Source organism: Saccharothrix espanaensis DSM 44229 (assembly GCF_000328705.1).
GTDB classification, from domain to species: Bacteria; Actinomycetota; Actinomycetes; order Mycobacteriales; family Pseudonocardiaceae; genus Actinosynnema; species Actinosynnema espanaense.
In genome coordinates, this window is the sequence record NC_019673.1 from 1,660,889 (window position 1) to 1,681,785 (window position 20,897).

Below are 20,897 nucleotides of genomic sequence, written 5' to 3' on the forward strand. Positions count from 1 at the left end.
GTTCGGGTTTGGCTGGATTCGGGCTTGGTTGGGTTCGGGTTTGGCTGGGGTTTGGGTTTGGCTGGAGAGCCGAGCGAGGCAGGTCAAGCGAGGGAGCAGACGGCGAGCACGGTGAGGCTCGCCGTTTCGCATGCCGCGCCGAGAACGTCGCCGGTGATGCCGCCGAACCTGCGGCGGGTGTGCCGGACCAGCAGGAGGACGAGCGCGCCGGCGAGCACGACGGCTGCCGGGCCGTGCCACGGGTGCACGAAGTAGCCCGCTGCGGTGAGCACCAGCCACCACGTGATGGCGACTGCCCTCGACTGGGTGCCGGCCACCAGCGCGCCCAGCCCTTCGGGGCGTGCGGCGGGGACGCCTTGCAGGCAGCAGAGGACGAACGCGGCTCGGCCTGTGGTGAGGGCGAGTACCACCGCGGTCCACGAGACCGCGGGCAGAGCTGCCGCTTGACCGCCCAGGACGACGATCAGAGCGACCACCGCGAACGGGCCCGCGCCGCCCTGTCGCATGACTTCCAGAGCGCGTTCCGGAGGGCCGTAGCAGCCCAGGCCGTCGGCGGTGTCGGCCAGGCCGTCGAGGTGCATGCCGCGGGTCGCCAGCGCCAACCCGCCGACCACGAGGAAGCCGGCCAGCAGCGGTGGGGCGTTGGTGTGGGACAACCCGTAGAGCGCCGCAGCCGTGAACAGGCCCAGCAGCGTGCCGACGAGCGGTGCGGAAGTGATGGCGCGCCTGGCCGACCGCGCGTCCACGGTGGAGACGTGGACGGGGAGCACGGTCAGCCAGGACAGGGCCAGGCGCATCAGGCGGTCCCGGAAGGGTGTGGGGGTGAGGGGAGGGCGATGGTGGGTATCAGGCGGGTCCGGAGACGCCTGCGCCGTCGAAGGTCGCCATCTCGGCGAGCACCTTCGTCGCCATCGCGACCAGCGGGAACGCGGCGACCGCGCCGGACCCCTCGCCCAGGCGCAGGTCGAAGTCGAGCAGCGGCTCCAGGCTGAGGTGGTTGAGCGCCAAGGCGTGCGCGGGCTCGGCGGACTTGTGCCCGGCCACCCACCACTCGCGGGCACCGGGGGCCAGTTCCTCGGCGACGATCGCCGCGGCACCCACGACGACGCCGTCCAGGATCACCGGGGTGCGGCGGACGGCGGCCTGCGCGAGGAAGCCCGCCATCGCGGCGATGTCCGCGCCGGAGGAGGTGGCGAGCAGCTGCACGGGGTCGCTGATCACCGGGCGGGCCCGGCGCAGCGCGTCCCGGATGGCGGCGGTCTTGCGCATCCAGCCCCGGTCGTCCACGCCCGTGCCGCGGCCGACGACGGCCACCGGCTCGGACCCGGTGAGGGCGGCGATCAGCACGGCCGACGGGGTGGTGTTGCCGATCCCCATGTCGCCCGCGATCAGGACGTCCGCGCCGCCGTCGACCTCGTCGTCGACCAGCTTGCGGCCGAGTTCGATCGCCTGCTCGGCCTCCGCGCGGGTCAGCGCGTCCTCGCGGTCGATGGAACCCGAGCCGCGGCGGACCTTGGAGTCGCCGACGGAGGTGTCGGAGTCGACCGACACGTCGACCACCCGGACGGTCGCGCCGGCGACCGTGGCCAGCACGTTCACCGCCGCGCCGCCGGCCAGGAAGTTCGCCACCATCTGGCCGGTGACCTCGCTGGGGTACGCGGACACGCCGTGCTGGGCCACGCCGTGGTCGCCGGCGAAGACGATCACCCGGGGCCGGGTGAACGGGCGCGGCGGGCACACGCCCTGGCACGCGGCCACCCAGACGCCCAGCTCCTCCAGCTTGCCCAGCGACCCGGCGGGCTTGGTCAGCACCCCGTGCCGGGCCACGGCCTCGCGGCGGGCGTCCTCGTTCGGCGGCTCCACGGGCGGGAACTCGATGGTCACCGACTACCTCCGGCTTCGCGCAGTCGCAGTGGGATTCCGGCGACGACCAGCAGCACCTCGTCGCAGACCTCGGCCAGCCGCGCGTTGAGCGAACCGAGGTGATCGCGGAAGAGCCTGCCAGAATGCGTGCTCGGCACAACGCCCAGCCCGACTTCCGCCGACACCAGGATCAGCCGGGCCCGGGTCTGGGACACCGCGTCGACCAGCGCGCCGCACTGCCGCTCCACCTCGCCGATGCCGTGGCCCTCCCACGCGCCGGCGTCGTCCAGCGCGCCGGCCAGCCACGTGGCCACGTCGTCCACCAGGATCGGCGGGTCGCTCTCGGCGGTGGCGGTGAGCAGGGCGGTCAGGTCGTTCGGGGCGGGGGCCTCGACGGTGTGCCAGGTCGTGGGCCGGCGCGCCACGTGCTGGGCGATGCGCAGCTCCCAGTCCGCGTCGTCGGGGTAGCGGCGGGCGGTGGCCACGTACGTGACGACCTCGTCCGAGACCAGGCCCTCGGCGTGGGCCGACTTGCCTGATCGCGCGCCGCCCAGAACCAGTGTCCGACGCGTCACACCGCACTCCATCCGGGTTGGGAAGACATAGCCTGACCAGGCAACGTTACCTGGAATACATCATCTGGAAGGCGACGACGCCGACGACGTCGGTTCGGCGGACGAACGTCGCCTCCGAGGACATCGTGGGGAGGCCGTCGTGGAGTACCGCTGGCGGTACCAGGACGAGCAGGGCCGGGAGATCGACGGGCCCGCCGTGGCGTTCGCGGACCAGGGCGAGGCCGAGGAGTGGTTCAGCGCCTCGTGGGAGTCGCTGGCTTCGACGGGGATCGCCCAGGTGACCCTGCTGCGCAGCGAGTCCGAGGTGTACGGCCCGATGTCGCTGTCCCCTGCGGAGTGAGCCGGTAGGTGTTTCGCGAGGCTCGGGTGGTGCCGGTGAGGTGTTTCGCAGGGTGTTTGGCGAGGCTGAAGAAGGCCCCCGCGAGTGCGGGGGCCTTCGGGTCACGTCACGGGGTGACGGTGAGGCGTGGGTCGGTCTCCACGACGCCGTCGAGGACGTCGTCGATCTTCTGCAGGAGTTCGGCGTCGAGCTTCACGCCGGCGGCCTTGACGTTCTCGGTGACCTGCTCCGGGCGGGACGCGCCGATGATCGCGGACGCCACGTTCGGGTTCTGGAGCACCCACGCGACGGCGAGCTGGGCGAGGCTCAGGCCCGCCTCGTCGGCGATCGGCTTCAGCTTCTGGACCCTGGTGAGCACGTCGTCGTCGAGGAAGCGCGCGACGAACTTCGAGCCGTTCTCGTCGGTGGCGCGGGAGCCGGCCGGAACGGGCTGACCGGGCAGGTACTTGCCGGTGAGCACGCCCTGCGCGATCGGCGACCAGACGATCTGGGAGATGCCCTCTTGCTCCGAGGTCGGGACGACCTGGGACTCGATGATCCGCCACAGCATGGAGTACTGGGGCTGGTTCGAGATGAACGGGACGTTCAGCTCACGGGCGAGGGCGGCGCCCCGCGCGATCTGCTCGGCGTTCCACTCGGAGACGCCGATGTAGAGCGCCTTGCCCTGGCGCACGATGTCCGCGAACGCCTGCATGGTCTCTTCCAGCGGGACCGTGCGGTCGAAGCGGTGCGCCTGGTAGAGGTCGACGTAGTCGGTCTGGAGCCGCTGGAGGGAGCCGTTGATCGACTCGGCGATGTGCTTGCGACCCAGACCCTTGTCGTTGGGGCCACCGGGGCCGGTCGGCCAGAAGACCTTCGTGAAGATCTCCAGGGACTCGCGGCGCTCGCCCTTCAGCGCACGGCCGAGGACCGCTTCGGCCTTGGTGTTGGCGTAGACGTCGGCGGTGTCGTAGGTGGTGATGCCGGCGTCGAGCGCGGCGCGGACGCAGGCGGTGGCCTGGTCCTCCTCGACCTGCGAGCCGTGGGTGAGCCAGTTGCCGTACGAGATCTCACTGATGTTCAGGCCGCTGCGGCCGAGACGTCGGAACTCCATACCTTCAGCGTAGTACGGAGTCCTTCGTCTAGCTAAGGACGTGCAGGTCGGGGGAGTCCTCCGGGATGCGGGCGTCGTGGGCGAGGAACGCCGCGAGCACCCGGCGCACCACGTCCAGGGGCACCTCCTGACCAGCCGGTATGTCGACCCCGGTTCCCTGGTCGTCGTACACGATGGGGTCGGCGACCTCGGTGGTGGTCCCAGTGGCACGCATCGGCGTCGAGTTCTCCCGAACGAAGCCGCGTTCCTTCCCGATGCCGACTTCCAGGATGGCGTGACCCCAGGGGTTGTCGGCGTGGGAGATCTCGGCGACGGCAGGGCACTCCTGCGCAACCGCGAGCGTCCGCACCCGCTCCACAAAAGCGTCCAACTCGACCAGGGTGTGGATCAGGACCGGGCGCGCGCCGGTTTCTCGATCGAAGATCGCTTTCAGCGTCGCCACGGTGGCTTCTGCCCTCCTTTGAAGGTGCGCCGGTACCCGCCCGTGCCGTGGACCGTCAGCGAATAGCCGGCGGGGAGTACGACACCGATGAGATTCTCACAACCGAGTAGCTTGGCACAGGGTACGTTGTCGATCACCAGGGTTGCTTCGCGGATTCCATCGCGGCGCATCTGGCCGGCAATCTTCATCTCCACGTGGGTCGTGACGATCGGTGCTCCCGAGTGCGGGTAGCCCTCTTCACGCAGGGCGTCATGGACCATCCGTGCATCTGGCCCGTCCCCGCTGACCTGTGCCCTGACCGGTCCTCGCGCGGTGAACCACCGCCCGTTCGTCTTCGTCCCTGCGGCCGGTCGCCGTGGTTCGGGCAATTCCCGCCGGATCTCGGCGATTCGTTCTTCGTCGGTGAGGGGAGGTGACGTGGGGGTGCTACTCGGCGTCGGCTCCAAGAGGGGCTTGGCGGGGACGACTACCCCAAGGGACTTGATGATTCGGTAGACCGTCTGTAGCGCCGCATCCAAATCTCGGCCGACGGCCTGGTCCGCGTCGTATGCGACCTCTCGGAACGCTGCGGAGGTGATCAGCACGTCTGCCTGATTACTGCCGGCACCGGCGATCTCGATCATGTCGGCGGCTTCGGCGGCGAGGTCTGCGGCCTGCGAAAGCGATGCCTGTGCCCTGGTGGTCGTGTCTACGACCTGGTGGAGCGTCGCTCCGACCTCTCCCAGTGACGGCACGGCGCGCCCGTTCCTCGGTGTTCAGGCCGTGGCCACCGGACGCCAGGCGGTGGCCTGGTCCTCCTCGACCTGCGAGCCGTGGGTGAGCCAGTGGTGCGGGAAAGCTTGAAAAGCGTCCTCGCCGGACGGGCGAGCCGCCAAGGATGACGGCGGTGGTGCGGTGGGTGTCGTGTCATCCCCGTATGGCCCGGTCGGAGACAACCACCCTTGGGCAGTGAGGGCAAGCGAAGGGCGTGCTTGCCCTCACTGCCCAAGCGCGGTTCGCTGGCGCGCGGGCCATACGGGGATGACACGACGCGGCAGGTGGATGTGGGGGGTGCGGTTGGGTGGTGCGTGTGTGTGGGGCTTTAGACCTTTGCGCCGTAGGTCACTCGGGGCTTGGGGACGCGCAGGCGGCGTAGCTGGCTGGCTCGGATGAACGAGTACCAGCCGATCGAGAGGCCGCGGGTGGTGTTGTCCGGGAACTTGGCCCTGACGCGCTTGGCGACCATGCGGCCCAGGACCACGCCTTCCACGACCATGGCGAGGAGCATGAAGGTCGTGAGCAGGGTCGCGTACTGCTGCACCTGGGGCTGCGGGACCAGGAGGGCGACGAAGACGAGGATCGCCAGGGGCATGAACAGGCCCATGAGGTTGCGGCGGGAGTCGACGATGTCGCGGATGTACGCCTTGACCGGCCCGCGGTCGCGGGGGAGCAGGTACTTGTCCTCGCCGGCCATCATGCGCTGACGGCGTTCGACCGAGGCGGCTCGGCGTTCTTCCTTGCTCTGCTTGTTGCCGCGCATCCGCTTGAGCGCCTCGCGCTGCGTGCGGGGCGGCGGCGGGACCGGGCCGCGGCGCTTGCTCTCCGCCTCCCGGCGTTTGGGGGTCGGCTTGCCCTTCGCCGGAGTGCGCGCGGGGTCGACGGGCGTCACCTCCGCCGGGGTGTCTTCGGCGGTCGGGGCGGCTTCGTCGGCGTTGCGGCGCAGGAACCTCACCCGGCAAGAGTAGGAGATGGGCGTCGTGGGGGGTTACGTACCCTTCGCGAGGTGCGCGTTGTTGTTGCTCCGGACTGCTTCGGTGGGACCTTGACCGCTCGGGAAGCCGCCGAGGCGATCGGGCGCGGGTGGCGGTCGGCTGCTCCCGGTGACGAACTGCTGCTGCGGCCGTTGGCCGACGGCGGGCCTGGGTTCGTCGATGTCCTGCACGGTGCACTGGGCGGGGTGCTGCACTCGTCGGTGGTGTCCGGGCCACGGGGGGAAGCCGTCGAAGCCCGATGGCTCGTTGCCGACGACGGGACCGCCTACGTCGAGTCGGCGCAGGCCTGCGGGCTGCACCTGGTCCCGGTGAACGAGCGGGCCGCGTCCGTGGAGTCCGCCACCACCCGTGGGGTGGGGGAGTTGGTGGCGGCGGCGGACGGGCTTGGGTGTCACACGATCGTGGTGGGGTTGGGCGGATCGGCGACCACGGATGGTGGCGCTGGATTGCTGTCCGTGGTGTCGTCGGTGTCCGCTCGTGTGGTTGCGGCCTCTGATGTGGAGAACCCGTTGCTGGGGCCGCACGGGGCGGCGGCGACGTTCGGGCCGCAGAAGGGGGCGTCCGCGTGGGTGGTGGCGCGGTTGGAGGACCGGCTGGCGGCGATGGACGTGCTGGAGCCGGTGCGGGACCTGCCGGGGGCGGGGGCCGCCGGTGGGCTGGGTGCGGCGCTGCTGGCGCTGGGGGCCTCGGTGGTGTCGGGGGCCGGGCTGGTCCGGTCGCTGACCCGGCTGGACCCGGCGTTGGACGGTGCGGACCTCGCGGTGACGGGCGAAGGCAGTTTCGACTGGCAGTCGTTGCGCGGGAAGTTGATCACGGCGGTGGCCGGTGGGGCCGCCGAGCGCGGGATTCCCTGCGTTGTACTGGCTGGTCAGGTGAGTGTGGGACGCCGTGAGGCGGGTGCGGCCGGAGTGCAGGAGTCGTACTCGGTCACCGAGCACGCCGGGTCCGTGGAGAAGTCCATGGCCGACCCGGCCGGCACCTTGACGGCACTCGCCGCGGACGTGGCGAGGCAGTGGTCACACTCCCGTCCCTGACGACTGTGCGACCATGAGGTAAGGAACAAAGCGGGTGCCGCCCGTGTTTCCAGGGAACAGATGCCCGCAAAGGACCTCCGAGGGAGAGCTATGACGACCGCTCAGGACCAGGACGCAGTCACCCCGACTCCTGACGCACCGCCCACCCACGGCGTGACGCTGACCGACTCGGCGGCCGTGAAGGCAAAGGCGCTGCTCGACCAGGAGGGCCGCGACGACATGCACCTGCGCATCGCCGTCCAGCCCGGTGGTTGCGCGGGTCTGCGCTACCAGCTGTTCTTCGACGAGCGCACGCTCGACGGTGACGCGCTGCGCGACTTCGGCGGTCTCAAGGTCGCGGTGGACCGGATGAGCGCTCCGTACGTCGAGGGCGCGGTGATCGACTTCGTGGACACGATCGAGAAGCAGGGCTTCACGATCGACAACCCGAACGCGGGCGGTTCGTGCGCCTGCGGTGACTCCTTCCACTGAGTCGCGACGGACAGCTGCGGACTGTGTGATCGTCGGGTCCGTGACAGTGCTCGACATGCGAACGGCCCCCGCTTCGGTGGGGGCCGTTCGCATTGCTCGGGGTGGGGCTGGGCGGTTGCCGAGGTGGGCCGGGGGTCAGACGTAGGTGTCGAGACCGGCTACCTGGGCCACGCAGTCGTCGGTGACCTGCCACGGGGTGGCGGGGCGGGGCTCGGGGAGGGTGTCGGCCCGGCCGCGCAGTTCCGCCGGCATGGCGGTGCAGTCGTCGATCAGTTCGTCCAGCGTGTCCGCTTCAGTGTTCCTCACCCGGCCGACGTTAGGCGGACTTCGGCCGTGCGGACAGCCCTACCGGGCGGTAGCCGCCCGGTAGGGGTTGTCGCTGGTCACGCGTGTGCGTAGGTGGTTGCGTTCGGCTCGGTGGCGGGTGCGGCTCCCCGGCGCACCAGTCGGGAGATGACCAGGGCCACGAGCACGCCCAGGAGGGTCGGGACCGCGCCGACGGCGGCGATCCACTGGAAGCCGAAGCCGCCGGCGATGACGGCTCCGCCGATCATCGGGCCCAGCGCCGCCGCCACGTTGAACGCCGAGATGTTCACCGAGGCGACCAGGCCCGCCGCCGAACCCGCCTGGCCCATCAGGAACGTGTGCAGCAGCGGACCCGAGGCGAAGGCCGCCGCGCCGAGCACGAACACCGCGATCACGGCCGTCACCTTGGTCTCCAGCAGGAAGCCCTGGGCCAGCAGGAGCACGGTGAGGCCGATCAGCGGGATCGGCAGGACCTTGGCGATGGACCCCGGCCGGACGCGGCCGGCGATCGTGCTGCCGACCATCGTCCCCAGGCCGTAGACCAGCAGGACGCCGGTCACCCAGGCCGGGCTGAAGCCCGTGACGTCGCGCAGCGCGGGCGCCACGTAGGTGAACGCGGTGATCATGCCGGTGAACGACAGGATCGTCGTCAGCAGGCCCAGCAGGACGGTGCGCTTGCCGAACGCGAACAGGCTGGCGCGCACGCCCGCGTCCGGCTCGTGCTCGACCTTCGGGGCACCCAGGGCGACGCCGATCAGGCCGATCAGGGTCAGGGCTGCGACCAGGGCGAACGACGCCCGCCAGCCGTAGTTCTGGCCGACGAGCGTGCCGACCGGGATGCCGAGGATGGTGGACAGCGCCACGCCGTTGACCACCTTGGCGATGGCGGCGGTCTGCTTCTCCGGCGGCACGGCGGCCACCGCGACCTGGGAGGCGACCGCGAAGAACAGGCCCTGGGACAGCGCCGCGACCATGCGGGCGGCCATCAGGGTGGTGTAGTCGCCGGCCAGGGCGCAGGCCGAGGCGGCCAGCAGCGCGAGCACCATGACGGCGATCAGCAGGGACCGGCGCGGCAGGCGGCCGGTCAGGACGGTGAGGACTGGACCGCCGACCGCGACGGACACCGCGTAGGCGGTGACCAGCAGGCCCGCGGTGGGCAGGGTCACGTCGAGGTCCGCGGCGACCTCGGGCAGCACGCCGACGACGATGAACTCGGAGGTTCCGACGGCGAACGCGCACAACATCAGCACGAGTGCGATCACGGGACGACGGTAAAGTGTGACACTGACGTCAGGGTCAAGGATTGCGTGACCGAGGGCTCTTTTGCCCTGACGTGGGAATACGTCGATAAAACGGGTTGACGGGGGTGGCCGGGGTGCTGATCGGCGAGTTGAGCGAGCGGACCGGGGCGACTGTGCGGATGCTGCGCTACTACGACCAGCACGGGTTGTTGCAGCCCCAGCGCACGGAGTCCCGGTACCGCGTGTACGACGAGTCCGATGTGGAGCGTGTGCGCAGCGTGCGCTGCCTGATCGCGTCCGGCCTGAACGTGCGGTTGGTGCGGTTGGTGCTGGCGCACGCCTTCGGGCAGCAGATCGAACTGCCGGACGACGAGGCGGGCTGCGTGCCGTTGCTGGAGATGCTGAGCGACGAGCTCTCGGCGGTGGAGCAGCGGATCGAGTCGCTGGAGCGCAGCAAGACCCACCTGGCCCGGCTGGTGTCGGATGTCGGGCTGATCATGGAAGCCAGGCGTGCCGCGCATGACGGGCCGTGCGCGGAAGCCCGGGTTGCCGCCGGGGGGTGACGAGAGCCCCCGGGGTCGCCGGGGGCTCTCGGGGGTGTGACTAGAGCTTGACGGGGTAGTGCGGCTCGGGGACGACCGGGCGGATGCGGCCCTCGATGAAGATGCCGTGCCAGAGCATGAACACGATCAGGGCCCAGATCCGGCGGCTGTTGTCGGCCACGCCGGAGCGGTGCTCCTCGATGACGCGCAGCACCGCGGTCTTGTCGATGTACTGGTCGGTCTGCGACTGGCGGACGATGTCGACCGCCCAGTCGTGCATCTCGTCCTTCAGCCAGTGCCGGATCGGCACCGGGAAGCCCAGCTTGCGGCGGTTGAGGACGTGCGCGGGGACGATGTCGCGGATCGCCCGGCGCAGGGCGTGCTTGGTCGTCTCCTTGGTGAGCTTGAGCTCCGAGGGGATCTGGGAGGCGATCTTGAAGACCTCGGGGTCCAGGAACGGCACCCGCAGCTCCAGCGAGTTGGCCATCGTCATCTTGTCGGCCTTGACCAGGATGTCGCCGCGCAGCCAGGTGAACAGGTCGACGTGCTGCATCCGGGTCACCGGGTCCCACTGCTGGGACTCGCGGTACGGCTTCGCGGTCACGTCCTGGTGCGACACGTTCGGGTCGTAGGTGCGCAGGACCTGGCGCAGCTGGTCGTCCAGGAAGATCCGGGCGTTGCCGTAGTAGCGCTCCTCCAGGGTCAGCGCGCCCCGCCGCAGCAGGTCCTTGCCGCGCACGCCCTGCGGGATCTTGGTCGACACCCGGCCCATGGCCTTGCGCAGCGCGCCGGGCACCTTCTCGAACGGCGCCAGCGACAGCGGCTCGCGGTAGATCGTGTAGCCGCCGAACAGCTCGTCCGCGCCCTCGCCGGACAGCACGACCTTCACGTGCTCGCGTGCCTCGCGGGCGATGAACCACAGCGGCACCAGCGCCGGGTCGGCCACCGGGTCGTCCAGGTACCAGGTGATCAGCGGCAGCGCGTCCATCATCTCCTGCGCGGTCACCGCCCGGACCACGTGCTTGACCCCGATCGCGGCGGCGGACTCGGCCGCCACGTCGATCTCGGAGTAGCCGGAGCGCTCGAAACCGGTGGTGAAGGTGATCAGGTCCGGGTTGTGCTCCTTGGCCAGCGCCGCGACCACGGTCGAGTCGATGCCGCCGGACAGGAACGAGCCGACGGTGACGTCCGCCCGCATGTGCTTGGCGACCGAGTCGCGCAGCGCGGCGGTGATCTCGTCGTACAGGCGGTTCTCGTCCGCCGCGCCGTGCACCGCGCGCGGCCGGAAGGTGGCCGGGAAGTAGCGCTCCGCGACCACCTGGCCGCCGGGCTGGACGGTGAACGACGTGCCGGACTCGACCCGGTGGACCTGGCCGTGCAGCGACTCCGGCTCGGGCACGTACTGCAGGATCAGGTAGTGCTGGAGGGCCTTGCGGTCCAGCTCCGGGCGGATGCCGAGGGTGGGCGCGAGCTCCAGCACGGACTTCTTCTCGCTGGAGAACGCCACACCGCCGGGACCGGAGGCGAAGTACAGCGGCTTGATGCCGAACGGGTCGCGCGCGCCGAAGACGACCTTGTGCTCGGAGTCCCAGATGAGGAACGCGAACATCCCTCGCAGCTTGCCGACGGCGGCGGGCCCCCAGTAGTGGTAGGCCGCCACGATCGTCTCGGTGTCGCCGTCGGTGGCGAACACCGCGCCGAACTGCTTGGTCAGCTCGGCGCGCAGCTCCAGGTAGTTGTAGATCTCGCCGTTGAAGTTGATGGTGTACCGGCCGGGCAGTTCCGGCGGCCCCCAGTGCAACGGCTGGTGCGAGTGCTCGATGTCGATGATGGCCAGGCGGTTGAAGCCGAAGACGACCTCGCCGCCCTGCCAGGTGCCCGTCTCGTCAGGGCCGCGGTGGCGCTGGCAGCGCATGGCGGCCGCCACCGCCGCGCGCGAGTGGTGCGCTTCGTTCTCGCCAGGGCAAACCAGTCCAACCAGGCCGCACACGCCGTCGCACCTTTCGTGGGGTGTGGAGAAGTACCCAGTATGCCGGGACCCCTTTGTGTGACCGAAACTGCACCGTGCGGGTGCGGCCCCCGAGGGGTGCTCGCGTGGTGGCTGGGCTACGCTCCCGCATGATCCGGCGAGGACAGGAAGTCCGTCCTCGCCTGCGAGCTTTCAACGAGGAGGCGGCGAGCAGTGGGCCTGAAGGAGGGCACCAGGGCAGCGCGGCTGGCGAAGGTCGTCGGGCTGGTCGGCCTGGTCGGCGTCGGGGCCACGGGTTGCTCCACGGAAGAGGTGTTGCGCTTCGGCTGGCCCGTGGGCGTGACGGAGCAGGCTCACCGGATGCAGGAGCTGTGGACCTGGTCGGTCGTCGCCGCGCTCGCGGTCGGTGCGATCGTCTGGGGCCTGATCCTCTGGTCGGTCGCCTTCCACCGCAAGAAGAGCGAGGACCTGCCCCGCCAGGTGGCCTACAACCTGCCGCTGGAGCTCGTCCTCATCGTCGTGCCGACGATCATCGTCGCGGTCCTGTTCTACTTCACCGCGGTCACCCAGAACTTCGTCACGAAGAAGACCGGTGACGCGGACGTGACGGTCGACGTGGTCGCGTTCCAGTGGAACTGGGAGTTCAAGTACCCGGAGTTCAAGCTCCCGGGCGCGGAACCCGTGGACGGGAAAGAGCCCGTCGTGAGCACCATCGGCTCGTCCGGTGAAGTGCCGCTGATGGTGCTGCCCCAGGGCAAGCGGGTCCTGTTCAACCTGGAGTCCACGGACGTCATCCACTCGTTCTACGTGCCGGAGTTCCACTTCAAGCGGGACGTGTTCCCGATGCCGAAGAAGAACAACCAGGACAGCTCGTTCGAGATCAGCCCGATCGACCGGACGGGGTCGCTGGTCGGCCGGTGCGCCGAGCTGTGCGGCAGCTTCCACGCGGTGATGAACTTCGAGATCCGCGTGCTGGAGCCGGGCGACTTCGACCGGTACATGAAGCTGCGCCAGGAGAAGAACCCGAAGACGGGGCAGTTCCACACCGCGGCCGAGGCGCTGACCGAGATGAAGTGCGGCGAGCTGTGCACCCCCTACGCCGTCACGACCAAGCCCTTCGACACCGACCGGACCGCCCGCGAGGCGTCGTCCGGCGGCGGTCGGTAGGAGGGACCTGCGATGAAGATCGAAGCGCGCATTTTCGACCTGGTGATGGCGTTCTCGTTCCTGGTGGCCGTGGTGTACGGCTACTGGACCTGGGCCGACACCGGCCACGTGGAGCCGACCGGGACGGTGGCCCTGGCGCTGACCGGTGGGCTGGCGCTCATCGTGGGCACGTACTTCCGGTTCGTCGCCCGCCGGATCGAGGTCCGGCCGGAGGACAACGCCGAGGCCGAGGTGTCCGACGGTGCCGGTGAGCTGGGCTTCTTCAGCCCCGGGTCGTACTGGCCGATCGGACTGGCGGCGTCGGCGGCCCTGGCGGCCGTGGCGCTGGCGTTCTGGTACGTGTGGCTGTTGGTGATCGCCATCGTGGTGCTGCTGGTCATGGTGGGTGGACTGGTGTTCGAGTACCACACCGGGCCGAACCACGACTGAGGTTTCGTCGGGTTGTGCGGGGCCGCCTCTCCGGTCGGGGGAGGCGGCCTCTTCGGTGTTCGCGGGGTGTGCGGCGGCCGCCGGGGTCAGGCGGCCGCGTCGCCGGCGCCGGCCTGGTAGCGGTCCACGTAGTCCTGGCCGGACAGGTCCAGGATGCGGTAGACGATCTCGTCGGTGACCGAGCGCAGGACCGGCAGGGACTCGTGCATCCCGGCGTACCGGGAGAAGTCCAGCGGCGTGCCGAAGCGGATGGTCACCGGGCGGATGCGAGGCAGTTTCGCGTCCACCGGCTGGACCTTGTCGGTGCCGATCAGGCCCACCGGGATGACCGGGGCACCGGACTCGAGCGCCATCCTGGCCACGCCGGTGCGGCCGCGGTGCAGGTTGCCGTCCAGCGAGCGGGTGCCCTCGGGGTAGATCGCGAACGCGCCGCCGGAGGCCAGGATCCCGGCCGCGGTGTCCAGCGACGCCCTGGCGGCCCTCCCGATACCCCGGCGTACCGGAACGTGGCCCAGCGAGCCGAAGAAGTACCGGGACAGGGCTCCCTTGACGCCGGTGCCCTCGAAGTACTCGGCCTTCGCCAGGAACGACACCCGGCGGGGGACGACCATGGGGATCACGATGCTGTCGATGAACGACAGGTGGTTCGGGGCGAGGATCACCGGGCCGGTCGCCGGGATGTTCTCCAGGCCCTCGACCTTCGGCCGCCAGAGAAGTCTCGCGGTGGGGGCCACCACCCGCTTCATCACCGTGTAGAGCATGGGAACAGCATCCACCCTCGTCGTTACCGGGCAGTAAAAAGGTGGCTGAAACCTCAGCCGCGATCGGGGCGGACCGGGGGTTCGCCGGTCAGGGCCCGAGTGCGCGGGGGACGGCGGGCGGGCCATCGGCGATCAGTGCCGCCAGCGGTGTGGCCAGGTCGCGGGGCGAGAACAGGTCGTGGCCGCGGTAGCCGGCGATCTCCGGCAACGACCACCAGCGCAGGCCGTCGATGTGCTCGGCCGCCAACTCCTGGTCGGTCATCGCGCCACGCGGTGCGAACGACCGGACCCGCAGGAGGAAGTAGTCGTTGACCGCCCCGTCGTAGCCCGCCGCGTACCCCGGTCCCACGACCTGCTGACGCCACACCGGCAGCGGTTCGACGGCGGAGGCGACGGGCCCGACCTCCTCGTGCAGCTCGCGGCGCAGGGCCGCGAGCCGCGTCTCGCCGGGTTCGACGCCACCTCCGGGAGCGGCCCATACCACCGTCGCACCGGCCGGCCCGGGGATGGCGTGGCGGCAGAGGAGGACGCGATCGTCCTCGTCCAGGACGATCGCGCGGACCGAGTGGCGCAGCTTCGTCACCCGGTCAGCCCTCGGCCAGGTCTTCCTTCAGCTCGGTCGAGCGGGCGGCCCACCTGCGCAGCAGGTCGGCGGCCTGGCCGGAGTCGATCGCCTCGCCGGCTCGGCCCAGGGCCGCCGCGACGTCCGCGTGCAGGTCCTCGCTCAGGCCGGTGTGGGCCGCGATCGCTCCGGCGGCGTTGAGCAGCACGGCGTCGCGCACCGCTCCGGGCTTGCCGCCCACCAGGTCGCGGACGACCTCGGCGTTGAACGCCGCGTCGCCGCCGCGCAGGTCGTCGGGCAGCGCGGGAGCGATGCCCAGGGTGGCGGGGTCGAGGGTGGTCTCACGGACCTCGCCGTCCTGGGTCACCCAGACGGTCGTGGTGGTCGTGGTGGTGATCTCGTCCAAGCCGTCGTCACCGCGCACGACCAGCGCCGTGTTGCCCCGCCGGGCGAAGACGCCCGCGATCAGGGGGGCGGCGGCGGCGCGGGCGCAGCCGATCAGGCCCACCTCGGGCAGAGCCGGGTTGGTCAGGGGGCCCAGCAGGTTGAACGAGGTGGGGATGCCCAGCTCGCGGCGGGGGGCCAGGGTGTAGCGGAACGCCGGGTGGAAGACCGGGGCGAAGCAGAAGCCGATGCCCAGCTCCGCGACGGTCGCCTGGACGCCCACCGGCGGCAGGTCGATCGCCACGCCGAGCGCTTCGAGGACGTCCGCCGTGCCGCACTTGGAGCTGGCCGCGCGGTTGCCGTGCTTCACGATCGGGACACCCGCCGCCGCCGTGACGATGGCCGCCATGGTGGAGATGTTCACCGAGTGCGAGTTGTCGCCGCCGGTGCCGACGATGTCCGCCGCGCGCCCCTCGACGGTGAACCGGCGGGCGTGCTTGAGCATCGCGCTCGCCAGGCCGTCGACCTCCTCCGGCGTCTCGCCCTTCGCCCTCAGGGCGACGGCGAAGCCGCCCACCTGGGCGGGGGTGGCCGCGCCGGACATGATCTGGTCCATCGCCCACGACGTGTCGCCCTCGGACAGGTCGACGCGGTCGATGAGCTGGTTGAGCAGTAACGGCCAGGTGCGCTCCGTCATCGTGCTCACCCCCGCACTACGGGCACGGACGTCGAGCGCAGGACCTCGGCCACCGTCTCGGCGGCGGCCAGCGGGTCCAACGGGTGGACCAGCACGGCGTCCGCCTGCGACCACGTCGCCAGCCACCGGTCGTCCTTGCGGCGGACCGCCACCACGATCGGGGGACAGTCGGTGATCTCGTTCTTCAGCTGCCGGGACAGGCCCATGCCACCGGTGGGCTGCGCCTCGCCGTCGAGGATGGCCAGGTCGACGTTGCCGCCGTCCATCTCGTAGAGGACGTCGGCGATCGTGCCCAGCTCCAGGTACTCCACCCGGCCCAGGTCCGGGGCCGGCCTGCGGCCCACCGCAGTGATGATCGTCTCACGCACCTCGGGGCGGTGGCTGAACACCAGGATCCTGGTCGTCTGCGTGCTCATCTGCGTGATCCTCCGGCGGGTCGGGTGCCAGGTTGGGTGATGCTATCGGGCTCGCCTATGCGGACCCTTGCGGGACCTGGAGAGCGTCCCAGCCGATCCAGTCGCCGCCCAGCCGCTGGGCCAGGCTCGCCATCCGCGAACGCTCCTGAGCGCACGACAGGGTGGTCAGGACCTGGACCCGCAGGGCGTGGGCCGGGTCGCCGGCGGCGAGCGTCCAGCCGTCCGGCCCCAGCAGTTCCCGCGCGCGTTCTACCTGGTCAGGGGGCAGTGCCAGGTGGTGCCGCAGGACGGCGGGCGCGTCCTGGCGTAGTCTTGTTGATCTTGCGAGGACCGCCGAGTCGGCCTCGGCGAAGTCGAAGGCCTCGGCGACGACCACCAGGCCCGGCGTGTCGACCGCCAGGGGTGGTCCACCCCTCCGCCTCCGGCGATCGCGCAACCGGCGCAACAACCCCATGACCACCTCACCGCCTGTGTGACCAGGATGACCTGCCGGACAGCTCCGGACCCGATGGGCGGAGCGAAAACCTGCAAGCAATAATGCGTCGTGTGACAACGGCAGCGCCCTCCATCGGCCAGCGCGTGCACTCGCTGAACCGCCCGAACATGGTCAGCGTCGGCACGATCGTCTGGCTGTCCAGTGAGCTCATGTTCTTCGCGGGTCTCTTCGCCATGTTCTTCACGGTGAAGGCCCAGAACGAAGGGCCATGGCCCCCGGCACCGACGCACCTGAACGTGCCCTACGCACTGTTCTTCACGATCATCCTCGTGGCCTCGTCGTTCACGTGCCAGTGGGGCGTGTTCGCCGCGGAGCGAGGTGATGTCTTCGGTCTGCGTCGGTGGTACCTCGTGACGCTGATCATGGGCGCCATCTTCGTCGGCGGTCAGGCGGGCGAGTACGTGACCCTCGTCGAGGAGGGGACCTCGATCCCCGGCTCGGCGTACGGCACCGTCTTCTTCCTGACGACCGGTTTCCACGGTCTGCACGTGATCGGTGGTCTGATCGCGTTCGGCTACCTGCTGGTCCGCACGAAGCTGAGCAAGTTCACGCCGGCTCAGGCGACCTCGGCGATCGTCGTGTCGTACTACTGGCACTTCGTGGACGTCGTCTGGATCGGCTTGTTCGCCGTCATCTACATCGTGCCCTGACGGCCGGCACGAACCCCGAACTCACACCAGCAAGGGTTGCCGCACACATGACCACCAACACCACACGGGCCCGGAAGCGCAGCACCAAGTTGCGCAGGCGGATCTCGGGCCTCCTCGCGCTGGGCTTCGCGCTGCTGTCCGCGGGCTTCCTGTTCAGCGCGCTCGCGCCGCAGCCGCAGACCGCGCAGGCGCAGGACGACCCGGCCCAGGTGCGGCTGGGCGAGCAGCTCTACAACAACACGTGCATCTCCTGCCACGGCAAGAACCTCGACGGCGTCGAGGACCGCGGCCCGAGCCTGATCGGCGTGGGCGAGGCGGCCGTGTACTTCCAGGTCTCCTCCGGCCGGATGCCGATGGCCCGCCAGGAGGCCCAGGCCCTGCGCAAGCCCCCGGTGTTCACCGCGGCGGAGATCGACGCGCTCGGCGCGTTCATCCAGTCCCGCGGCGCGGGTCCGCAGACCCCCGAGGAGCGCGGTGAGGCGCTGCGCGGCGAGGACCCGGCCCGCGGTGGCGAGCTGTTCCGGCTCAACTGCGCGGCGTGCCACAACTTCACCGGTCGCGGCGGGGCGCTGTCGTCCGGCAAGTTCGCACCCGAGCTCGACGGCGTGACCGAGGAGCAGATCTACACGGCGATGCTCACCGGTCCGCAGAACATGCCGAAGTTCTCCGACCGGCAGCTCACGCCGGAGGAGAAGAAGGACATCATCGCGTACATCAAGTCGGTGACCGACGGGAACAACAACCCCGGCGGCGCCCCCCTCGGCGGCCTCGGGCCGGTATCGGAGGGTCTGATCGCGTTCATCGTGGGTATCGCCGCCCTGATCGGCGTGACCCTCTGGATCGGAGCCAAGGCATGAGCGGCGACAAGCCGAACAACGTGCCCGACGAGGCCGAACTCGCCGGGATGAGCCGGGACGAGCTGGTCAGGCTCGGTACCGACCTGGACGGCGTCGAGCTGGTCCACTACGAGGAGCGGTGGCCGGTCAAGGGCACCCGCGCGGAGCGGCGCGCGGAACGCGCCGTCGCGATGTGGTTCCTCATCGCCGCGCTCTCCGGTGTGGCGTTCCTCGCCGCGTTCCTGTTCTGGCCGTGGAAGTACCAGGACTCGAACTCCGCCGGGCACTTCGTCTACAGCCTGTACACGCCGATCATCGGCGCGACGCTGGGGCTGTCCATCCTGGCGCTGGGCGTGGGCGCGCTGGCCTACACCAAGAAGTTCATCCCGGAGGAGCTGGCCGTCCAGCAGCGCCACGACGGCGGCTCGACGGAGGTCGACAAGGCGACCGTGCTGGCGGAGCTGGCCGACGCCGGCGAGCGCTCGACCCTGGGCCGCCGGTCGCTGATCAAGCGGACCGCGGGCCTGGGCGCGGGCGTGTTCGGCCTGGGCGTGCTGGCCGTGCCGCTCGGCGGCCTGATCAAGAACCCGTGGGCCGACAGCGAGTCCAAGGACTCGCTCTGGCACACCGGCTGGAAGCCCGAGAACGGCGAGAAGATCTACCTGCGCCGCAGCACCGGCCGGATGCACGAGATCGCGCTGGTGCGCCCGGAGGACCTGGACGCCGGCGGTTTCGAAACGGTGTTCCCGTTCCGCGAGTCGGAGCGCGGCAACGAAGAAGCCCTGGTCGCGGCCATGAAGCGGGCCGACAACCCGGTCATGCTGATCCGGCTGCGCCCCGGCCAGCAGGTCATCAAGCGGGACGGCCAGGAGGACTTCAACTACGGCGACTTCTACGCCTACTCGAAGATCTGCACCCACCTGGGCTGCCCGACCTCGCTGTACGAGCAGCAGACCGGTCTCCTGCTCTGCCCGTGCCACCAGTCGCAGTTCGACGTCTTCCACTACGGCAAGCCGCGGTTCGGTCCGGCGACCCGCGCCCTTCCCCAACTACCGATCACGGTGGACGAAGAGGGATACTTGATTGCCCGCAGCGACTTCATCGAGGCTGTGGGTCCGGCGTTCTGGGAGCGTAAGTCATGAGCGGCATCACCACGCCGACCAAGCGGCGCAACGCCGCCGCCAGGGTGGCGGGCGGGGCCGCGAAGTGGGCTGACGACCGGTTCCACATGGCCGGTGGCATCCGCAGGCAGATCAACAAGGTCTTCCCGACCCACTGGTCGTTCCTGCTCGGCGAGATCGCGCTGTACAGCTTCATCATCCTGCTGCTGTCCGGCACGTACCTGGCGCTGTTCTTCGACCCCTCCATGGCGGAGGTCGTCTACCACGGCAGCGGCCCGAACATGAACAACATGGAGATGTCGCGGGCGTTCGAGTCGACGCTCCAGATCTCCTTCGACGTGCGCGGCGGCCTGTTCGTCCGCCAGGTCCACCACTGGGCCGCGCTGCTGTTCATGGCCGCGATCGTGATCCACATGTTCCGGATCTTCTTCACCGGCGCGTTCCGCCGGCCGCGGGAGATCAACTGGGTCATCGGCATCGTGCTGTTCATGCTGGGCGCGATCGAGGGCTTCCTCGGCTACTCGCTGCCCGACGACCTGCTCTCCGGCACCGGCCTGCGGGTGATGGCGGCCCTGCTGATCTCGTTCCCGGTGGTCGGCACCTGGATCAACTGGCTGGCCTTCGGCGGCGAGTTCCCCGGCACGGAGATCATCCCGCGCCTCTACACGCTGCACATCCTGGTCATCCCGGCCATCATCCTGGCGCTCATCGCGGTCCACCTGGGTCTGGTCTGGTACCAGAAGCACACCCAGTTCCCCGGTGTCGGGCGCAAGGAGACCAACGTCGTCGGCGTGCGCATCATGCCGGTGTTCGCGGCCAAGGGCGGCGGCTTCTTCGCGGTCGTGGTCGCGGTCACCGCGATCATGGGCGGCGTCTTCCAGATCAACCCGATCTGGAACATCGGCCCGTACAACCCGTCCCAGGTCTCGGCGGGCTCGCAGCCCGACTGGTACATGGGCTGGACCGACGGCCTGGTCCGGGTCTGGCCCGCCTGGGAGATGTACCTGGGCGACTACACGATCCCGGCGCCGTTCTGGCCGTTCCTGCTGGGCCTGCCGCTGCTGACCGGCATCGCGGCGGTCTACCCGTGGATCGAGCGCAAGCTGACCAAGGACTACGCGCACCACAACCTGCTCCAGCGCCCGCGTGACGTGCCGGTCCGGACGTCGCTCGGCGTCATGGCCATCTCGTACTTCATGGTCCTGCTGGTGATGGGCGCGAACGACATCTTCGCGTACAAGTTCGACATCTCGTTGAACGCGACGACGTGGATGGGCCGCATCGGCATGCTGGTCATCCCGCCGGTGGCGTACTTCCTCACCTACCGGATCTGCATCGGCCTGCAGCGGGCCGACCGCGAGGTGCTGGAGCACGGCGTGGAGACGGGCATCATCAAGCGCCTGCCGCACGGCGAGTTCATCGAGCTGCACCAGCCGCTCGGCCCGGTGGACGACCACGGCCACCCGCTGCCGCTGGCCTACCAGGGCGCTCCGGTGCCGAAGAAGATGAACAAGCTCGGGTCGGCGGGCCACCCCGTGCCCGGCAGCTTCCTGACGCCGGACGCCCCGGAGGAGACCGCGGCACTGGCGCGGGCGCGCCACGACGCCGGTCACCCGAAGACGGCGCTGACCGGCGAGAACAAGCCCTCGGACGAACTGGCGGGCAAGCCCGCCCAGCCCGAGGACTGACCGGCACGCGAAAGCGGCCCCCGTACCCGGAAGGGTGCGGGGGCCGTTCTCGCGCGCTCAGTC

At 70.1% G+C, this 20,897-nt stretch carries 25 protein-coding genes; 10 read left to right on the forward strand and 15 right to left on the reverse strand.

Annotated elements, in window-relative coordinates; all coding sequences use genetic code 11:
• Positions 1-83 precede the first annotated feature (83 nt).
• From cobS to cobU, 3 genes are read right to left on the reverse strand one after another with little or no spacing between them, the layout of a single operon-like run.
• Complete coding sequence (gene cobS, locus BN6_RS07880) at positions 84-797, reverse strand: adenosylcobinamide-GDP ribazoletransferase (protein ID WP_015099040.1); 714 nt, start codon at positions 795-797, stop codon at positions 84-86.
• A 49-nt stretch (positions 798-846) separates the two neighbouring features.
• Positions 847-1,884 carry a nicotinate-nucleotide--dimethylbenzimidazole phosphoribosyltransferase gene (gene cobT, locus BN6_RS07885; RefSeq protein WP_015099041.1) on the reverse strand — a complete coding sequence of 346 codons (1,038 nt, stop codon included), beginning with the start codon at positions 1,882-1,884 and terminating at the stop codon, positions 847-849.
• A complete protein-coding gene (gene cobU, locus BN6_RS07890; protein ID WP_015099042.1) occupies positions 1,881-2,438 on the reverse strand; it encodes a bifunctional adenosylcobinamide kinase/adenosylcobinamide-phosphate guanylyltransferase in 558 nt (185 codons plus the stop codon). Before cobU ends, cobT begins: the two co-directional genes overlap by 4 nt.
• 139 nt (positions 2,439-2,577) lie before the next feature.
• Here cobU and BN6_RS07895 point away from each other — a divergent pair, with 139 nt between their 5' ends.
• Positions 2,578-2,778, forward strand: a complete 201-nt coding sequence (locus BN6_RS07895) for a hypothetical protein (protein WP_015099043.1) — start codon at positions 2,578-2,580, stop codon at positions 2,776-2,778.
• A gap of 106 nt (positions 2,779-2,884) precedes the next feature.
• Here BN6_RS07895 and BN6_RS07900 read toward each other — a convergent pair whose 3' ends face one another.
• The 4 genes from BN6_RS07900 to BN6_RS07915 form a co-directional block, all read right to left on the reverse strand.
• Entirely contained in the window at positions 2,885-3,871 is a 987-nt protein-coding gene (locus tag BN6_RS07900; protein WP_015099044.1) for an aldo/keto reductase family protein, read from the reverse strand.
• 28 nt (positions 3,872-3,899) lie between these two features.
• Positions 3,900-4,313: an Imm1 family immunity protein gene (locus tag BN6_RS07905; protein ID WP_015099045.1), complete on the reverse strand. Its 414-nt coding sequence runs from the start codon at positions 4,311-4,313 to the stop codon at positions 3,900-3,902.
• Entirely contained in the window at positions 4,301-5,047 is a 747-nt protein-coding gene (locus BN6_RS07910) for a DddA-like double-stranded DNA deaminase toxin (RefSeq protein ID WP_015099046.1), read from the reverse strand. Before BN6_RS07910 ends, BN6_RS07905 begins: the two co-directional genes overlap by 13 nt.
• 347 nt (positions 5,048-5,394) lie before the next feature.
• Positions 5,395-6,024 (reverse strand): DUF3043 domain-containing protein, encoded by a 630-nt coding sequence (locus BN6_RS07915; protein WP_015099047.1) that lies wholly within the window; start codon positions 6,022-6,024, stop codon positions 5,395-5,397.
• Positions 6,025-6,075: 51 nt separating this feature from the next.
• On the opposite strand from BN6_RS07915, the gene BN6_RS07920 reads away from it, so the two are divergent.
• Positions 6,076-7,098 (forward strand): glycerate kinase family protein, encoded by a 1,023-nt coding sequence (locus BN6_RS07920; RefSeq protein WP_015099048.1) that lies wholly within the window; start codon positions 6,076-6,078, stop codon positions 7,096-7,098.
• Between the two features lie 90 nt (positions 7,099-7,188).
• A complete protein-coding gene (locus BN6_RS07925; protein ID WP_041312252.1) occupies positions 7,189-7,569 on the forward strand; it encodes a HesB/IscA family protein in 381 nt (126 codons plus the stop codon).
• Between the two features lie 135 nt (positions 7,570-7,704).
• Here the strand turns inward: BN6_RS07925 and BN6_RS46520 are convergent, their stop codons facing one another.
• Positions 7,705-7,875 carry a hypothetical protein gene (locus tag BN6_RS46520; protein ID WP_015099050.1) on the reverse strand — a complete coding sequence of 57 codons (171 nt, stop codon included), beginning with the start codon at positions 7,873-7,875 and terminating at the stop codon, positions 7,705-7,707.
• A gap of 77 nt (positions 7,876-7,952) precedes the next feature.
• Complete coding sequence (locus BN6_RS07930; protein ID WP_148302769.1) at positions 7,953-9,137, reverse strand: MFS transporter; 1,185 nt, start codon at positions 9,135-9,137, stop codon at positions 7,953-7,955.
• Positions 9,138-9,241: 104 nt separating this feature from the next.
• Between BN6_RS07930 and BN6_RS07935 the strand changes: the two genes are divergently transcribed.
• Entirely contained in the window at positions 9,242-9,679 is a 438-nt protein-coding gene (locus tag BN6_RS07935) for a MerR family transcriptional regulator (RefSeq protein WP_015099052.1), read from the forward strand.
• Positions 9,680-9,719: 40 nt separating this feature from the next.
• On the opposite strand, the gene asnB is transcribed toward BN6_RS07935, so the two are convergent.
• The gene (gene asnB / locus BN6_RS07940; protein WP_015099053.1) at positions 9,720-11,648 is read right to left on the reverse strand and encodes an asparagine synthase (glutamine-hydrolyzing); all 1,929 of its coding nucleotides are present in this window, start codon (positions 11,646-11,648) and stop codon (positions 9,720-9,722) included.
• Positions 11,649-11,840: 192 nt separating this feature from the next.
• Between asnB and ctaC the strand changes: the two genes are divergently transcribed.
• Positions 11,841-12,794: an aa3-type cytochrome oxidase subunit II gene (gene ctaC / locus BN6_RS07945; protein WP_015099054.1), complete on the forward strand. Its 954-nt coding sequence runs from the start codon at positions 11,841-11,843 to the stop codon at positions 12,792-12,794.
• A gap of 12 nt (positions 12,795-12,806) precedes the next feature.
• The gene (locus BN6_RS07950) at positions 12,807-13,223 is read left to right on the forward strand and encodes a cytochrome c oxidase subunit 4 (RefSeq protein ID WP_015099055.1); all 417 of its coding nucleotides are present in this window, start codon (positions 12,807-12,809) and stop codon (positions 13,221-13,223) included.
• An 86-nt stretch (positions 13,224-13,309) separates the two neighbouring features.
• Here the strand turns inward: BN6_RS07950 and BN6_RS07955 are convergent, their stop codons facing one another.
• The 5 genes from BN6_RS07955 to BN6_RS07975 all read right to left on the reverse strand — a co-directional run bounded on the left by BN6_RS07955 (position 13,310) and on the right by BN6_RS07975 (position 16,497).
• Entirely contained in the window at positions 13,310-13,984 is a 675-nt protein-coding gene (locus tag BN6_RS07955) for a lysophospholipid acyltransferase family protein (protein WP_015099056.1), read from the reverse strand.
• Positions 13,985-14,072: 88 nt separating this feature from the next.
• Positions 14,073-14,567: an NUDIX hydrolase gene (locus BN6_RS07960; RefSeq protein ID WP_015099057.1), complete on the reverse strand. Its 495-nt coding sequence runs from the start codon at positions 14,565-14,567 to the stop codon at positions 14,073-14,075.
• A 4-nt stretch (positions 14,568-14,571) separates the two neighbouring features.
• Positions 14,572-15,627: an anthranilate phosphoribosyltransferase gene (gene trpD / locus BN6_RS07965; RefSeq protein WP_015099058.1), complete on the reverse strand. Its 1,056-nt coding sequence runs from the start codon at positions 15,625-15,627 to the stop codon at positions 14,572-14,574.
• 5 nt (positions 15,628-15,632) lie between these two features.
• Positions 15,633-16,043 carry a hypothetical protein gene (locus tag BN6_RS07970; protein WP_015099059.1) on the reverse strand — a complete coding sequence of 137 codons (411 nt, stop codon included), beginning with the start codon at positions 16,041-16,043 and terminating at the stop codon, positions 15,633-15,635.
• A 55-nt stretch (positions 16,044-16,098) separates the two neighbouring features.
• Positions 16,099-16,497, reverse strand: a complete 399-nt coding sequence (locus tag BN6_RS07975) for a hypothetical protein (RefSeq protein ID WP_015099060.1) — start codon at positions 16,495-16,497, stop codon at positions 16,099-16,101.
• A gap of 83 nt (positions 16,498-16,580) precedes the next feature.
• Here BN6_RS07975 and ctaE point away from each other — a divergent pair, with 83 nt between their 5' ends.
• From ctaE to qcrB, 4 genes are read left to right on the forward strand one after another with little or no spacing between them, the layout of a single operon-like run.
• Complete coding sequence (gene ctaE / locus BN6_RS07980; protein WP_015099061.1) at positions 16,581-17,189, forward strand: aa3-type cytochrome oxidase subunit III; 609 nt, start codon at positions 16,581-16,583, stop codon at positions 17,187-17,189.
• Between the two features lie 47 nt (positions 17,190-17,236).
• Positions 17,237-18,046: a cytochrome bc1 complex diheme cytochrome c subunit gene (gene qcrC / locus BN6_RS07985; protein ID WP_015099062.1), complete on the forward strand. Its 810-nt coding sequence runs from the start codon at positions 17,237-17,239 to the stop codon at positions 18,044-18,046.
• On the forward strand, positions 18,043-19,167 hold the full coding sequence (gene qcrA, locus BN6_RS07990; RefSeq protein WP_015099063.1) for a cytochrome bc1 complex Rieske iron-sulfur subunit: 1,125 nt from the start codon (positions 18,043-18,045) through the stop codon (positions 19,165-19,167). Before qcrC ends, qcrA begins: the two co-directional genes overlap by 4 nt.
• Positions 19,164-20,834: a cytochrome bc1 complex cytochrome b subunit gene (gene qcrB, locus BN6_RS07995; RefSeq protein WP_015099064.1), complete on the forward strand. Its 1,671-nt coding sequence runs from the start codon at positions 19,164-19,166 to the stop codon at positions 20,832-20,834. Before qcrA ends, qcrB begins: the two co-directional genes overlap by 4 nt.
• Positions 20,835-20,897: the final 63 nt, after the last annotated feature.